Origin of the sequence: Pseudomonas sp. MIS38 (assembly GCF_019891575.1) — a bacterium.
In the GTDB taxonomy this organism is placed as follows: Bacteria; Pseudomonadota; Gammaproteobacteria; order Pseudomonadales; family Pseudomonadaceae; genus Aquipseudomonas; species Aquipseudomonas putida_A.
The window spans coordinates 75,619-90,049 of the sequence record NZ_JAFLXF010000001.1 but is presented as its reverse complement, the minus strand read 5'-3'; the positions used below and the strand labels follow the sequence as shown (position 1 = coordinate 90,049).

The following is a 14,431-nucleotide window of genomic DNA, read 5'->3' as shown; positions in this document are numbered from 1 at the left end:
CTCTTCGGGAGCAAGCCCCCTCCCACAGTGGATCTCCGGTGTGCCGACCATCTCATGCACTCAGCCGATTCAATGTGGGAGCGGGCTTGCTCGCGAAAGCGATTTATGAGGCGCCGACGATCCCGCCATCCTCACGGGTAATCGCCATCACCGATGAACGCGGCTTGCCATTCGGCAGATGCTCGGGGAAGGTCGAACCGCCGTTCTCGCCTGGATGCTGAATCCCGACAAACAGGGTTTTCTGGTCCGGCGAGAAGCTGATCCCGGTCACTTCACAGCCAATCGGCCCGACCATGAACCGGCGAATTTCGCCGGTCTTCGGATCGGCGCAGAGCATCTGGTTGTTGCCCATCCCGGCAAAGTCCCCGGCGTTGCTCGAGTCGCCGTCAGTCAGAATCCACAAGCGCCCGGCCTTGTCGAAGCCCAAACCGTCCGGGCTGTTGAACATGTTCTGCGGGGTGATGTTCGACGAACCGCCCTTCGGCGTACCGGCGTGCACGCCCGGGTTGCCTGCGACCACAAACAGGTCCCAGGCGAAGGTTTTCGCCGCATGATCGTCGCGGTCGGTGCGCCAGCGCAGGATCTGCCCGTAGACGTTCTTCGCGCGCGGGTTCGGCCCGCCCACCGGCTGCCCGTCTTCGCCGCGCTTGGCGTTGTTGGTCAGGGTGCAATAAACCTGGCCGTCCTTCGGGCTGACCACGATCCACTCCGGGCGGTCCATGCGCGTGGCGCCGACCACACTGGCGGCGAGGCGGGCGTGGATCAGCACTTCGGCCTGATCGGCGAAACCGCTGCTGGCGTCGATGCCGTTCTTGCCGTGGGTCAGTTCGATCCACTGGCCTTGGCCTTTCGGGTGATCAGGGTTGCCGTCACCGGCGTCGAACTTGGCCACATACAGCGTGCCGTGGTCGAGGATGTCGCGGTTGGCTTTCGCATTGCGATGGTTGATGCGGTCGCGACTGACAAACTTGTAGATGAACTCGCCACGCTCGTCGTCGCCCATGTACACCACGGCGCGACCGTCATCGGTCTCGGCCAGCGCGGCGTTTTCATGCTTGAAGCGACCGAGTGCGGTGCGCTTGACCGGGGTCGATTGCGGATCGAACGGATCGATCTCGACCACCCAGCCGTGACGGTTGAGTTCGTTGGGGTTCTTGGCCATGTCGAAGCGCGGGTCGAACGGGTGCCAGTTGATCTCGCGGCTGGCGGCCGTGACACCGTAGCGTTTCTGCGCCGGGTCGAACTGCTGCTGGGCGTTGCTGCTGCCAAAGCAGTCGGTAAAGTTTTCTTCGCAGGTCAGATAGGTGCCCCACGGCGTCTTGCCGTTGGCGCAGTTCTGGAAGGTGCCGAGGACTTTTTTGCCGTGCTTGTCGGCGGCCGTCTTCATCAACTCGTGACCCGCCGCTGGGCCACTGATGCGCAGCGGCGAGTTGCCGTGGATGCGGCGGTTGTAGCGCGAGCCCTGGACGAACTGCCATTGGCCGTTCCTGCGCTGCACTTCGATCACCGACACGCCTTCACAGGCCAGCGCCTTGCGCACGTCTTCGGCCGACTGCGGCGTGCCGCCGTGCGGGTAGAGGTAGCGGTAATTGGTGTATTCGTTGTTGATCGCCATCAACGCACGGTTTCGGTCGTCGGGGAATTCGAACAGGCTCATGCCGTCGTTGTTATCGCCGAATTGCACTTCCTGGGCGGCAGCGGTGCCATTGCCGCTCGGGTCGAACGCCGGGCCGTTCTTGTGCAATGGCTGACCCCAACTGATCAGCACCGAGGACTTGTAGCCCTTGGGCAGGCTGATGACGTCGGTGGTCGCGGCGGGAATGCTCTCGAAACCGAGCAGGCGGCTGTTGCCGGCGCTGATGCCGGTGGCCAGCGCGCTGCGGCTCAGCAGGTTACCGCCGAGGAACATAGCAGCGCCGCACAGTGCACCGGCGCTGATGAAACCGCGACGGCTGAGGCCGACCATTTTTTCCAGATCAGTCGATTGGTTTTCTTCTAATAGGCTCACATCAGGCTCCCTGCTTGGTTTTGGCAGCAACCTTAATGGGGGGCTATGAAGCTTTTGTTGCAGAAAGTCCGTTACAGCGGCGTGCCGATCAGCACATTGGACGGCGAGAACTGCACCTGCACCGGTTGCTCGACACTCAGCCCACGGGTGCGAAGCTGCAGCGGCTCCGCCAGAGCGCAGAGCGTCTGGCCGTTGGGCAGGGCGATGCGAACTTCGCTGGGGCCGTCTTCGGCATCGAGAATGGCTTCAATGGTGCCCTGCAGAAGATTGTGTCCAGATGTTGCAACTTGCTCCGGGGGCAGTAGTTCAAGCCAGCCAGCCTTGATCAAGGCCACCACTTCGGTGCCCGGTTGCAGTTCCAGGTGCACGGTGCTGTCGTGGGTGATCTGCGCGTTGATCCACAGGCCTTCGGCCAGTTCGAGGCGAATCAGGTCATTGCGACCCTGACCTTCGATGGCCACGACTTTGCCGTGCAGCTGGTTACGCGCGCTGGTTCTGAGCATCAATCGCCCAAGCAGATCCAGATCGCTGGCGTCCTCAGCGGCCTCCAGCACCTGCGCCTGTAAAGCTTGCAGCTTTTGGTACAGACGCAACACCCGTTCGCCTTCGCTGGACAATCTGGCACCGCCGCCGCCCTTGCCGCCGACCGCGCGCTCCACCAGCGGTTTCTGCGCCAGGTTATTCAGCTCATCGATCGCATCCCACGCCGCTTTGTAACTGAGCCCGGCGCTTTTCGCGGCGCGGGTGATCGAGCCCTGTTCGGCAATGTGTTGCAGCAGGGCGATGCGCTGCGGACGGCGGACGATGTGCTGGGACAACAGGGTGGGCAGGGACATTGGTGGGGGCTTTTTCACAGTGGCGGTGGAGAGTGAAGTTGGCGGCTTGCGACGCATCAGTCAAGCCAAACACAGTGCCCTTGTAGGAGTGAGCCTGCTCGCGATGGCGGTGGAACAGTCAGCATCAATGTTGGCAGTGATTGCGCTATCGCGAGCAGGCTCACTCCTACAAGGGATTGTGTCGGTTTCAGCTTCCGGGTTTTGGCGTGCGCGCCAGGCAATACACGTCAACTCTCGACGCCCCTGCATCCCGCAGCAGTCGCGCCAGTGCCTGGGCCGTGGCGCCGGTGGTCAGCACATCATCAATCAACGCGAAGTGCCGACCTTTCACCTCGGCGTCAGGGGCCAGGGCGAAGGCGTGACGCAAATTGCGCTTGCGCGCCTTAGCGTCGAGATCCTGTTGGGCGCTGGTGTCGTGGACCCGCCGTAGAGCATGTTCCTCAAAAGGCAGATCCAGCTGTTGGCTTAACCATCGCCCCAGCATTGCCGCTTGATTGAACCCGCGTTGACGCAGACGTCTCCCCGCCAACGGCACCGGCAACAACACATCGGGCCGCGGCAAACCTTCATCGAAGCGATGTTGCAGGTATTGTCCGGCAACATCGGCGAGCAAGTGGCCAAACGGCCATTTCGCGTTGTGTTTAAAACGCGTAATCAAACTGTCCACCGGGAAGTCATAGCGCCACGGCACCACCACCTGTTCGAACACCGGCGGCTCTAGCAGGCATCCGCCGCAGGTCAGGCCAGCGCTGGGCAGCGGCAAGGCGCAGGTCTGGCAATGGTCGCCGAGCCAGGGCAGATCGGTTTCGCAGGCGACGCAGATTGGCACTTCTGCTTCTGCGGGTTCATCGCACAACAAACAGCTTTGTACGTTTTTTAAACAGATGTAAACCTGTGCTTCGTCTCGTGGTTGACAGCGCATGACTCTTCCTTAAATATGCCGAACATCCGTGTCGCGCCTGTGGGTATTCCGTTCCCACAGCCGCCAGCCAAGCATAACCAAGGAACTGCCCATGAGCGCCAGCACCTCTGCCACCCTGCGTCACGACTGGTCTTTAGCCGAAGTCAAAGCGCTCTTCGTACAGCCATTCAACGACTTGCTGTTCCAGGCGCAGACGGTGCACCGTGCCCATTTCAACGCCAACCGGGTGCAGGTTTCCACGCTGCTGTCGATCAAGACCGGCGCCTGCCCGGAAGACTGCAAGTACTGCCCGCAGTCCGGTCACTACAACACCGGCCTGGAAAAAGAAAAGCTGATGGAAGTGCAGAAAGTCCTCGAAGAGGCTGCCCGCGCCAAGGCCATCGGCTCGACCCGTTTCTGCATGGGGGCCGCGTGGAAGCACCCGTCGGCCAAAGACATGCCGTATGTGCTGAAGATGGTCGAAGGCGTGAAAGCCATGGGCCTGGAAACCTGCATGACCCTCGGTCGTCTCGATCAGGAACAGACCGAAGCGCTGGCCAAGGCTGGCCTCGATTACTACAACCACAACCTCGACACCTCGCCGGAGTTCTACGGCAGCATCATCACCACCCGCACCTACAGCGAACGCTTGCAGACGCTGGCCTACGTGCGTGAGTCGGGGATGAAGATCTGCTCCGGCGGCATTCTCGGCATGGGCGAGTCGCTGGACGACCGCGCCAACCTGCTGATCCAGTTGGCCAACCTGCCGGAGCATCCGGAGTCGGTGCCGATCAACATGCTGGTGAAAGTCGCCGGCACGCCGCTGGAAAACGCCGAAGACATCGACCCGTTCGACTTCATCCGCATGCTCGCTGTCGCGCGCATCCTCATGCCGCAATCCCACGTACGCCTGTCCGCCGGCCGTGAAGCGATGAACGAGCAGATGCAAGCGTTGGCGTTCTTCGCCGGTGCCAACTCGATTTTCTACGGCGACAAACTGCTGACCACTGCCAACCCGCAGGCCGACAAGGACATGCAACTGTTCGCGCGCCTTGGCATTCAGCCGGAAGCACGCGAAGAGCATTCCGATGAAGTGCATCAGGCCGCGATCGAGCAGGCGCTGGTGGAGCAGAAGAGCAGCGAGCAGTTCTATAACGCGGCGGTCTAAACCTGCGCGGATTTCTCTGAAGGAATGCAAAACCCCTGTGGGAGCGGGCTTGCTCGCGAAAGCGTCAGTGCAGTCGACATTAACGTTGAATGTCAGACCGCCTTCGCGAGCAAGCCCGCTCCCACAGGGAATCTGTGTCACTTGAAAGTCGAGGCCTGCATGTCTTTCGATCTCGCCGCACGCCTTGCTGCCCGCCGTGCCGAAAATCTCTACCGCCAGCGTCCGTTGCTCGAGTCCCCGCAAGGGCCTGAAGTGGTGGTCGACGGCCAGCCGTTGCTGGCGTTCTGTAACAATGACTACCTCGGTCTGGCAAATCACCCGCAGGTGATCGAAGCCTGGCGCGCCGGTGCCGAGCGCTGGGGCGTCGGTGGCGGAGCGTCGCATCTGGTGATCGGCCACAGCGGCCCGCATCACGCACTGGAAGAAGCCCTCGCCGATCTCACCGGCCGGCCGCGTGCGTTGCTGTTCACCACCGGCTACATGGCCAATCTCGGCGCGGTCACGGCGCTGGTCGGGCAGGGCGATACGGTGCTGGAAGATCGCCTCAATCACGCCTCGTTGCTGGATGCCGGTCTGTTGTCCGGCGCGCGTTTCAATCGTTATCTGCACAACGACGCCGACAGCCTGGCCAAGCGCCTGGAGAAAGCCACCGGCAACACGCTGGTGGTCACCGACGGCGTGTTCAGCATGGACGGCGATCTCGCCGATCTGCCGGCGCTGGCCCGCGAGGCCAAGGCCAAGGGCGCGTGGCTGATGGTTGATGATGCCCATGGCTTCGGCCCGCTCGGTGCCAATGGCGGCGGGATCGTCGAGCATTTCGGTTTGAGTCAGGACGATGTGCCGGTGTTGGTTGGCACCCTCGGCAAGGCGTTCGGTACGGCGGGTGCTTTCGTCGCCGGCAGTGAAGAGCTGATCGAAAGCCTGATCCAGTTCGCCCGGCCCTACATCTACACCACCAGCCAGCCACCGGCGCTGGCCTGTGCGACGCTGAAAAGTCTGGAATTACTGCGCACCGAGCATTGGCGGCGTGAGCACCTTAACCTGCTGATCCGCCAATTTCGTCGAGGGGCCGAGCAGATCGGTCTGCAACTGATGGACAGCTTCACCCCGATCCAGCCGATCCTGATCGGCGACGCCGGTCGAGCCGTGCGCCTGTCGCAGATGCTGCGCGAACGCGGCTTGATGGTCACGGCAATCCGTCCGCCTACCGTCCCGGCAGGAAGTGCACGCCTGCGCGTGACCCTGACCGCCGCTCACAGCGAGGCGCAGGTGCAGCTATTGTTAGAAGGACTGGCCGATTGCTTTGCCCAACTGCCGCCGGAGCCAAGCCATGCGTGATCGCCTGATTCTGCTGCCCGGCTGGGGCCTCGGCGTTTCGCCGCTGGAGCCCTTGGCCGCGGCATTGCAAGGGCTCGACGAGCATCTGCATGTCGAGATCGAGCCGTTGCCGGAGCTGGACTCCAGCGACTTGCAGGACTGGCTCGACGAACTCGATGAACGTATTCCTCAAGACGTGTGGCTGGGCGGTTGGTCGCTGGGCGGCATGCTTGCCTCTGAATTGGCAGCACGGCGCGGCGAGCGTTGCTGCGGTCTGCTGACGCTGGCGAGCAATCCTTCATTTGTCGCCCATGAGCATTGGCCGAGTGCGATGCCGGGCGAGACGTTCGATGCATTTCTCGCCAGTTGCCAGACCGACCCGCGGATGACCCTCAAACGGTTCTCGTTGTTGTGTGCCCAGGGCGCGCAAGACCCGCGCGGCATGTCGCGGCTGATGCTCGGCGGTGCGCCGAATGCGGCGGCCGAGATCTTGATGGCCGGGCTGGAATTGCTCGCACAGCTGGATACCCGGGAAGCGTTGCAGGCGTTTCGCGGCCCACAGTTGCACTTGTTCGCCGGTCAGGACGGCCTGGTGCCGGCAGAAGCGGCGGGGGCGTTGTTTGCGCTGTTGCCGGATATCGAAATTGGTCTGATCGAACAGGCCAGTCATGCGTTTCTTCTGGAAGACCCCCATGGCGTGGCGGGTGCGATCCAGGCTTTTCTACACGAGTGCGGTGATGACTGATTTGTCTCTTGTTGCGCTGCCCGGCGGCTTGCCTGACAAGCGCCAGGTCGCGGCCTCTTTCTCCCGTGCGGCGGCCAGCTACGACAGCGTTGCCGAGTTGCAGCGCGACGTCGGTTCACAGTTGCTGCAGCGTTTGCCGGCAAGTTTACTGCCGTCAACCTGGCTGGATCTGGGCTGCGGCACCGGTTACTTCACTCGTGCACTGGCCGAGCGATTTGTCGACGGTCAGGGTCTGGCACTGGATATCGCCGAGGGCATGCTCAACCACGCACGGCCATTGGGCGGTGCGCAGCATTTCATCGCGGGTGATGCTGAGTGTCTGCCGTTGCAGGATTCGATGTGTGAGCTGATTTTTTCCAGCCTCGCGGTGCAGTGGTGCGCGGACTTCGAATCGGTGCTCAGTGAGGCTTTTCGCGTACTGAAACCCGGTGGGATTTTTGCGTTTGCTAGTCTTTGTGTAGGGACGTTGTACGAGTTGCGCGACAGTTGGCGGCAGGTCGATGGTCTGGTGCACGTCAACCGCTTCCGCGAATTCGCCCGGTATGAGCAGTTGTGTGCCGCCAGTGGCTTGCGTACGGTGAGTCTGCAGAATCAGGCGCATGTGTTGCACTACCCGGATGTGCGCAGCCTGACTCACGAACTCAAGGCACTCGGCGCGCATAATCTGAACCCTGGCCGGCCGGGTGGCTTGACCGGGCGCGCGCGGATTCTCGGCTTGATCGAGGCTTACGAGCAGTTCCGTGAGGCGCAGGGATTGCCGGCGACTTACCAGGTGGTCTACGCCGTGTTGGAGAAACCCTTATGAGCGCAGCCTATTTCATCACCGGGACTGACACCGATGTCGGCAAGACCACCGTGGCTGCCGGGTTGCTGCATGCTGCGCGCTCGGCAGGGCTGAGTACGGCGGCGGGGAAACCGGTGGCTTCGGGTTGCGAGGTAACGCCCAAGGGTTTGCGGAATGCCGATGCGCTGGCGCTGCTGGCGGAATGTTCGGTGCCGTTGACTTATCAACAGGTCAATCCGGTGGCATTCGAGCCGGCCATCGCGCCGCATCTGGCCGCGCGTGAGGCCGGTGTCGCGCTGACCGTGCAATCGCTGCTGGCGCCGATGCGCGAAATCCTGGCGCTGAATGCCGATTTCACGTTGATCGAAGGGGCGGGTGGCTGGCGGGTGCCGTTGGCCGATCAGGACAATCTGTCGGATCTGGCCATCGCGTTGAAGCTGCCGGTGATTCTGGTGGTGGGTGTGCGCCTGGGCTGCATCAGCCATGCGTTGCTGACGGCCGAGGCAATTGCTCGCGATGGCCTGCAACTGGCGGGTTGGGTGGCGAATATCATTGATCCGAAAACCTCGCGGCTGGAGGAGAATCTGGCGACGCTGGCCGAGCGGATTCCCGCGCCTTGTCTGGGGCGGGTACCGAAACTGAAGTCGCTTAGCGCCGAGGCGGTGGCTGATCATCTGCAACTCGATCTGCTGGATTAATGTTTTTGGCTATGACAAGGCACTGTGCTATCAGTATTTTTGACGGGTGTTTTTCTGGCGCCTCTGCTTCAATGACAGCCATTGATCCTTCCCAAGGATGAGAACTCCCATGGAAGTCTCCGGTAACACAGCTTTTTATGCGGGTTTGAGCACGATTCAGACCGGTCAGAACCGTGTCGATCAGGCCGCCAGCCAGATCGCCAACAACACCATCGAGCGTTCGGTCACCAGCCAGTCTTCCGAGGCGCAGGTCGATCGTCTGCGCGGTATCGACCGCAGTCAGCAAATGGATCCGGGCAGCGCCATGGCCGAAATGGCCCAGGGCAAGTTTCAGGTAGAGCTGGGCACCAAGGTCGCCAAGGCTTCCGATGAAATGCTCGGTACGATCATCGATACGTTTGCCTGAATTTTCGCGCCTCCTGCCTGCTGAACGCCGCGCCTCGTCGCGGCGTTTTTCGTTGTAAGTCCTTCTCCCTCAACTAATCTTTTTTCATTGCCCGTGGCGCTTTGCAGTCCATGGCGGTTTGCCGTGTCCGGCATTTGAAAAAAGTCATGACGAACGGCAAAAGATCGACGCTTGACAAGATTTCGGCGTAAACGTATGTTTCAAACAACTGTTTGACCGTCACAACAAATCAACGCGGTCGTTCATTCCCGGTTACATCAGCAGAGGTTTATCGCTATGCCTGACTACAAGGCCCCCTTGCGTGATATTCGCTTCGTTCGTGACGAACTGCTCGGTTACGAAGCGCACTATCAAAGCCTTCCAGCTTGCTCCGAAGCAACGCCGGACATGGTTGACGCCATTCTTGAAGAAGGCGCCAAGTTTTGTGAGCAGGTACTGGCACCGCTGAACCGCGTGGGCGACCTCGAAGGCTGCACCTGGAGCGAGTCCGGCGTGAAAACCCCGACTGGCTTCAAAGAAGCCTACAAGCAATTCGTCGAAGGCGGCTGGCCAAGTCTGGCGCACGACGTCGAGCACGGCGGTCAAGGCCTTCCAGAGTCGCTGGGTCTGGCTGTGAGCGAAATGGTCGGTGAAGCCAACTGGTCGTGGGGCATGTACCCAGGCTTGTCGCACGGCGCGATGAACACCATCTCCGAGCACGGTACCCCTGAGCAGCAAGAAGCCTATTTGACCAAACTGGTTTCCGGCGAATGGACCGGCACCATGTGCCTGACCGAACCGCACTGCGGCACCGACCTGGGCATGCTGCGCACCAAGGCCGAGCCTCAGGCTGATGGCTCCTACAAGGTTTCCGGGACCAAGATCTTCATCTCGGCCGGTGAACACGACATGGCCGACAACATCGTCCACATCGTACTGGCCCGCCTGCCGGACGCTCCGGCTGGCACCAAAGGCATTTCCCTGTTCATCGTTCCCAAGTTCCTGCCGAACGCCGATGGCACTATCGGTGCGCGCAACGCAGTGAGCTGCGGTTCGCTGGAACACAAGATGGGCATCCACGGCAACGCCACTTGCGTGATGAACTTCGACGGTGCCACCGGTTTCCTGATCGGCCCGGCGAACAAAGGCCTGAACTGCATGTTCACCTTCATGAACACCGCACGTCTGGGTACCGCGCTGCAAGGTCTGGCCCACGCCGAAATCGGCTTCCAGGGTGGCCTGAAATACGCTCGCGATCGTCTGCAAATGCGCTCCCTGACTGGCCCGAAAGCGCCGGACAAGGCCGCTGACCCGATCATCGTGCACCCTGACGTACGTCGCATGCTGCTGACCATGAAGGCCTTCGCCGAAGGCAACCGCGCGATGGTGTACTTCACCGCTAAACAGGTCGACATCGTCAAATACGGCGTCGACGAAGAAGAGAAGAAGAAAGCCGACGCACTGCTGGCGTTCATGACGCCGATCGCCAAGGCGTTCATGACCGAAGTCGGTTTCGAAGCCGCCAACCACGGCGTGCAGATCTACGGTGGCCACGGCTTCATCGCCGAGTGGGGCATGGAGCAGAACGTTCGCGACAGCCGCATTTCGATGCTGTACGAAGGCACCACCGGTATCCAGGCACTCGACCTGCTGGGCCGTAAAGTGCTGATGACTCAAGGCGAGGCCCTGAAAGGCTTCACCAAGATCGTCCACAAGTTCTGCCAGAACAACGAAGGCAACGAAGCCGTCAAAGAATTCGTTGCGCCGCTGGCTGCACTGAATAAGGAATGGGGCGAGCTGACCATGAAGGTCGGTATGGCTGCCATGAAAGATCGCGAAGAAGTTGGCGCGGCCTCCGTGGACTACCTGATGTACTCCGGTTACGCCTGCCTGGCCTACTTCTGGGCCGACATGGCACGTCTGGCAGCCGAGAAGCTGGCAGAAGGCACCGGCGACGCTGCGTTCTACACCGCCAAGCTGCAAACCGCGCGCTTCTACTTCCAGCGCATCCTGCCACGGACCCGTACCCACGTGGCCACCATGCTGTCGGGCGCCAACAACCTGATGGACATGAAAGAAGAAGACTTCGCACTGGGCTACTGAGCCTCAACGCGGTCTGACGAAAACCGTTGCTCCCTCGGGGGGCAGCGGTTTTTTTGTTGCTGAATCGCTCAGCAACCCGGGTTTTCTGCCGTTAAAGAGACTGCGTGTGATCTGGATCACATTGTGTGTGCTTAACTGGCCACATTGCAGGCACAATGACATCTCTTTGATATGACGGGTCGGAGCTTTACCCTTGCCGCGTTCTTCTGCTGTACGTTTCAGCCATTTCCTACCTTCACTGCTGTTGTTGCTCGCGGGGTTGGCGGCTGCGTACGTCAAAGACCTCAACGTGTTCTTCACTTCGCTGTTCAACGTGTTGCCGACCCTGGTTCTGCTGTTGGGCGGGGCTTACTGTGCGGTTTACCGACGTCAGCGCGAGCTGTTTCTGATGCTCACGGTGTACATCGCCTACTTTTTGCTCGACACCCAGACCGACTATTACCGCGACAATGGCAAAGTGCGCGATGACGCAGCCGTGGTGTTCCACCTGGTCTGCCTACTGCTGCCGTTGCTGTTCGGGCTGTTCGCCGCGTGGCAGGAACGTACCCATCTATTTCAGGACATGGTGGCGCGGTTCGCCGTGTTGCTGGCCTTTGGTAGCGTTGCTCTAGGCCTTGAACAGAGTTATCCGCAGGCGCTGCTGATGTGGCTCTCGGAAATCCGCTGGCCGGCGCTCCACGGCGCCTGGATGAGCCTGATCCAGATGTCCTATCCGGTATTCCTCTCGGCGTTCCTGTTGCTGGCCTGGCAATACTGGCGCAATCCGCGTCCACTGCACGCGGCGCAATTGGTCGGCCTGCTCGGGGTGTTCTGGATGCTGCCGAAAACTTTCATCCTGCCGTTCACCCTGAACATCATGTGCAGTCAGGTGATGCTGATGATTGCCGCTGCCGTGGCGCATGAGGCCTATCAAATGGCCTTCCGCGATGAACTCACCGGTCTGCCGGGGCGTCGTGCGCTCAATGAACGGATGCAGCGCCTGGGGCGCAACTATGTGCTGGCGATGAGCGACGTCGATCACTTCAAGAAATTCAACGACACCCACGGTCACGACGTCGGTGACCAAGTGCTACGGCTGGTCGCCAGCAAGCTGTCGAAAATCAGCGGTGGCGGTAGGGCGTATCGCTATGGGGGTGAAGAATTCGCCTTGGTGTTTGCGGGCAAAACCCTCGAGGAGTGCATGCCGCACCTGGAAGTCATCCGCGAGTCGATTGCCTCCTACAACATCCAGTTGCGCAACCAGGAGAGCCGTCCGCAGGACGATCAGCAAGGTCGTCAGCGTCGTAGCGGCAGCGGTGCTTCCAGTGTTTCGGTCACGGTCAGTATCGGCGTCGCCGAGCGCGTCGAGCAACGGACGCCGGAAGAAGTCCTCAAGTCTGCCGACCAGGCGTTGTACAGCGCCAAGGGCGCCGGGCGTAACTGCGTCATGGCGTTCGGACAGAACCGTCGCGGCGCGGTGCGAATGGACAGCGCCGCTGGCTGACTCAAGCCACACGTCATCACTCAAAAGCCCGCTGATTGCGGGCTTTGTTTTATCTCTGAATGCTGGTGACCAAAAATAACAAATCAGTCACCGGTTGACCCTATGTGTCGCAAAAGTTGTTGAGGTACACTCGGCCTCAACGAAAACACTCTTCCACGAATCACCTGTTTAGATCTTGCGAGGTTTGCCATGGCTGACTACAAAGCGCCGCTGCGCGATATGCGCTTCGTCCTCAATGAAGTATTCGAAGTCGCCAAACTCTGGGCCGAACTGCCGGCCTTGGCCGAGACTGTCGATGCAGAAACCGTAGAAGCCATTCTCGAAGAAGCCGGCAAGGTCACCAGCAAAAGCATCGCCCCCCTGAGCCGTGCGGCCGACGAAGAAGGCTGCCACTGGAAGGACGGTGCCGTCAGCACCCCGGCCGGTTTCCCACAGGCCTATCAGACTTACGCTGAAGGCGGCTGGGTCGGTGTCGGTGGCGATCCGGCCTACGGCGGCATGGGCATGCCCAAGGCCGTTTCGGCTCAAGTAGAAGAGATGGTCAACTCCGCCAGCCTGTCGTTCGGTCTGTATCCGATGCTGACCGCCGGCGCCTGCCTGTCGATCAACGCCCACGCCAGCGAAGAGCTGAAGGCCGCTTACCTGCCGAACATGTACGCCGGGATCTGGGCCGGTTCCATGTGCCTGACCGAGCCGCACGCCGGCACCGACCTGGGCATCATCCGCACCAAGGCCGAACCGCAGGCCGACGGTTCCTACAAGGTCAGCGGCACCAAGATCTTCATCACCGGCGGTGAGCACGACCTGACCGAGAACATCATCCACCTGGTGCTGGCGAAACTGCCGGACGCACCTGCTGGCCCGAAAGGCATTTCGCTGTTCCTGGTGCCGAAGTTCATGGTCAATGCCGATGGCAGTTTGGGCGCGCGCAACCCGGCGAACTGCGGTTCGATCGAACACAAGATGGGCATCCAGGCATCCGCGACCTGCGTGATGAACTTCGACGAAGCTGTGGGCTATCTGGTCGGCGAGCCGAACAAGGGCCTGGCGGCGATGTTCACCATGATGAACTACGAGCGTCTGGGCGTCGGTATTCAAGGTCTGGCCAGCGGTGAGCGTTCCTATCAGAACGCCGTCGAATATGCGCGCGATCGTCTGCAGAGCCGTTCGCCGACCGGCGCGCAGAACAAGGACAAGGTCGCCGACCCGATCATCGTCCACCCGGACGTGCGTCGCATGCTGCTGACCATGAAAGCCTCGAACGAGGGCGGTCGCGCCTTCTCCACTTACGTGGCGATGCAACTCGACACCGCCAAGTTCAGCGAAGATGCGACCACCCGCAAGCGCGCAGAAGATCTGGTCGCACTGTTGACTCCGGTGGCCAAGGCATTCCTCACCGACCTGGGCCTGGAAACCACCGTGCACGGCCAGCAGATTTTCGGCGGCCACGGCTACATCCGCGAGTGGGGCCAGGAGCAACTGGTGCGTGACGTGCGCATCACCCAGATCTACGAAGGTACCAACGGCATTCAGGCACTGGACCTGGTCGGGCGCAAGATCGTCGGCAGCGGCGGCGCGTTCTACAAGCTGTTCGCTGACGAGATCCGCCACTTCACCGCGACCGCCAGCGCTGACCTCGGCGAATTCACCAAGCCGCTGAACGATGCCGTCAGTACCCTCGACGAGCTGACGGCGTGGCTGCTGGATCGGGCGAAAACCAATCCGAACGAAATCGGCGCGGCCTCGGTCGAATATCTGCAAGCGTTTGGCTACACCGCTTATGCCTACATGTGGGCACTGATGGCGAAAGCCGCGCTAGGCAAAGAAGCCCAGGAGGATTTCTACGCCAGCAAGCTGGGTACCGCACGCTTCTATTTCGCCCGTCTGCTGCCGCGTATCCACTCGCTGAGCGCGTCGGTGAAGGCGGGTAGCGAGTCGCTGTTCCTGCTGAATGCTGAGCAGTTCTGATGATGTAACGTCATGTAAGCATTCTCTTACATGAC

12 protein-coding genes are annotated in these 14,431 nt (G+C 61.0%); 9 read left to right on the top strand and 3 right to left on the bottom strand.

Annotated elements, in window-relative coordinates; genetic code table 11:
- Nucleotides 1–103 precede the first annotated feature (103 nt).
- The 3 genes from J1G18_RS00395 to J1G18_RS00385 all read right to left on the bottom strand — a co-directional run bounded on the left by J1G18_RS00395 (nt 104) and on the right by J1G18_RS00385 (nt 3,766).
- On the bottom strand, nt 104–2,008 hold the full coding sequence (locus J1G18_RS00395; protein ID WP_223006921.1) for a PhoX family protein: 1,905 nt from the start codon (nt 2,006–2,008) through the stop codon (nt 104–106).
- A gap of 71 nt (nt 2,009–2,079) precedes the next feature.
- Nucleotides 2,080–2,844 (bottom strand): TOBE domain-containing protein, encoded by a 765-nt coding sequence (locus tag J1G18_RS00390; RefSeq protein WP_223006920.1) that lies wholly within the window; start codon nt 2,842–2,844, stop codon nt 2,080–2,082.
- Between the two features lie 187 nt (nt 2,845–3,031).
- On the bottom strand, nt 3,032–3,766 hold the full coding sequence (locus tag J1G18_RS00385) for a ComF family protein (RefSeq protein WP_223006919.1): 735 nt from the start codon (nt 3,764–3,766) through the stop codon (nt 3,032–3,034).
- A gap of 91 nt (nt 3,767–3,857) precedes the next feature.
- Here J1G18_RS00385 and bioB point away from each other — a divergent pair, with 91 nt between their 5' ends.
- The 9 genes from bioB to J1G18_RS00340 all read left to right on the top strand — a co-directional run bounded on the left by bioB (nt 3,858) and on the right by J1G18_RS00340 (nt 14,396).
- Nucleotides 3,858–4,913: a biotin synthase BioB gene (gene bioB / locus J1G18_RS00380; protein WP_047596458.1), complete on the top strand. Its 1,056-nt coding sequence runs from the start codon at nt 3,858–3,860 to the stop codon at nt 4,911–4,913.
- A 159-nt stretch (nt 4,914–5,072) separates the two neighbouring features.
- On the top strand, nt 5,073–6,251 hold the full coding sequence (gene bioF / locus J1G18_RS00375) for an 8-amino-7-oxononanoate synthase (RefSeq protein ID WP_098968458.1): 1,179 nt from the start codon (nt 5,073–5,075) through the stop codon (nt 6,249–6,251).
- Entirely contained in the window at nt 6,244–6,975 is a 732-nt protein-coding gene (locus tag J1G18_RS00370) for an alpha/beta fold hydrolase (RefSeq protein ID WP_134787487.1), read from the top strand. Before bioF ends, J1G18_RS00370 begins: the two co-directional genes overlap by 8 nt.
- Nucleotides 6,968–7,780: a malonyl-ACP O-methyltransferase BioC gene (gene bioC / locus J1G18_RS00365; RefSeq protein WP_134787486.1), complete on the top strand. Its 813-nt coding sequence runs from the start codon at nt 6,968–6,970 to the stop codon at nt 7,778–7,780. The genes J1G18_RS00370 and bioC overlap by 8 nt, the downstream gene beginning before the upstream one ends.
- The gene (bioD, locus tag J1G18_RS00360; protein WP_098965936.1) at nt 7,777–8,457 is read left to right on the top strand and encodes a dethiobiotin synthase; all 681 of its coding nucleotides are present in this window, start codon (nt 7,777–7,779) and stop codon (nt 8,455–8,457) included. Before bioC ends, bioD begins: the two co-directional genes overlap by 4 nt.
- A 109-nt stretch (nt 8,458–8,566) precedes the next feature.
- Complete coding sequence (locus J1G18_RS00355; protein ID WP_223006918.1) at nt 8,567–8,863, top strand: pyrroloquinoline quinone biosynthesis protein PqqE; 297 nt, start codon at nt 8,567–8,569, stop codon at nt 8,861–8,863.
- 276 nt (nt 8,864–9,139) lie between these two features.
- Nucleotides 9,140–10,945, top strand: a complete 1,806-nt coding sequence (locus J1G18_RS00350) for a phenylacyl-CoA dehydrogenase (protein WP_095137437.1) — start codon at nt 9,140–9,142, stop codon at nt 10,943–10,945.
- Between the two features lie 193 nt (nt 10,946–11,138).
- Nucleotides 11,139–12,428, top strand: a complete 1,290-nt coding sequence (locus tag J1G18_RS00345; RefSeq protein WP_202370965.1) for a GGDEF domain-containing protein — start codon at nt 11,139–11,141, stop codon at nt 12,426–12,428.
- 189 nt (nt 12,429–12,617) lie between these two features.
- A complete protein-coding gene (locus J1G18_RS00340; RefSeq protein ID WP_096796670.1) occupies nt 12,618–14,396 on the top strand; it encodes an acyl-CoA dehydrogenase C-terminal domain-containing protein in 1,779 nt (592 codons plus the stop codon).
- Nucleotides 14,397–14,431: the final 35 nt, after the last annotated feature.

Coding starts and splice junctions, on each gene's coding strand:
- J1G18_RS00390 (WP_223006920.1), bottom strand. CDS start 2,844: ATGTCCCTGCCCACCCTGTTGTCCCAGCACATCGTCCGCCGTCCGCAG.
- J1G18_RS00385 (WP_223006919.1), bottom strand. CDS start 3,766: ATGCGCTGTCAACCACGAGACGAAGCACAGGTTTACATCTGTTTAAAA.
- bioB (WP_047596458.1), top strand. CDS start 3,858: ATGAGCGCCAGCACCTCTGCCACCCTGCGTCACGACTGGTCTTTAGCC.
- bioF (WP_098968458.1), top strand. CDS start 5,073: ATGTCTTTCGATCTCGCCGCACGCCTTGCTGCCCGCCGTGCCGAAAAT.
- J1G18_RS00370 (WP_134787487.1), top strand. CDS start 6,244: ATGCGTGATCGCCTGATTCTGCTGCCCGGCTGGGGCCTCGGCGTTTCG.
- bioC (WP_134787486.1), top strand. CDS start 6,968: ATGACTGATTTGTCTCTTGTTGCGCTGCCCGGCGGCTTGCCTGACAAG.
- bioD (WP_098965936.1), top strand. CDS start 7,777: ATGAGCGCAGCCTATTTCATCACCGGGACTGACACCGATGTCGGCAAG.
- J1G18_RS00355 (WP_223006918.1), top strand. CDS start 8,567: ATGGAAGTCTCCGGTAACACAGCTTTTTATGCGGGTTTGAGCACGATT.
- J1G18_RS00350 (WP_095137437.1), top strand. CDS start 9,140: ATGCCTGACTACAAGGCCCCCTTGCGTGATATTCGCTTCGTTCGTGAC.
- J1G18_RS00340 (WP_096796670.1), top strand. CDS start 12,618: ATGGCTGACTACAAAGCGCCGCTGCGCGATATGCGCTTCGTCCTCAAT.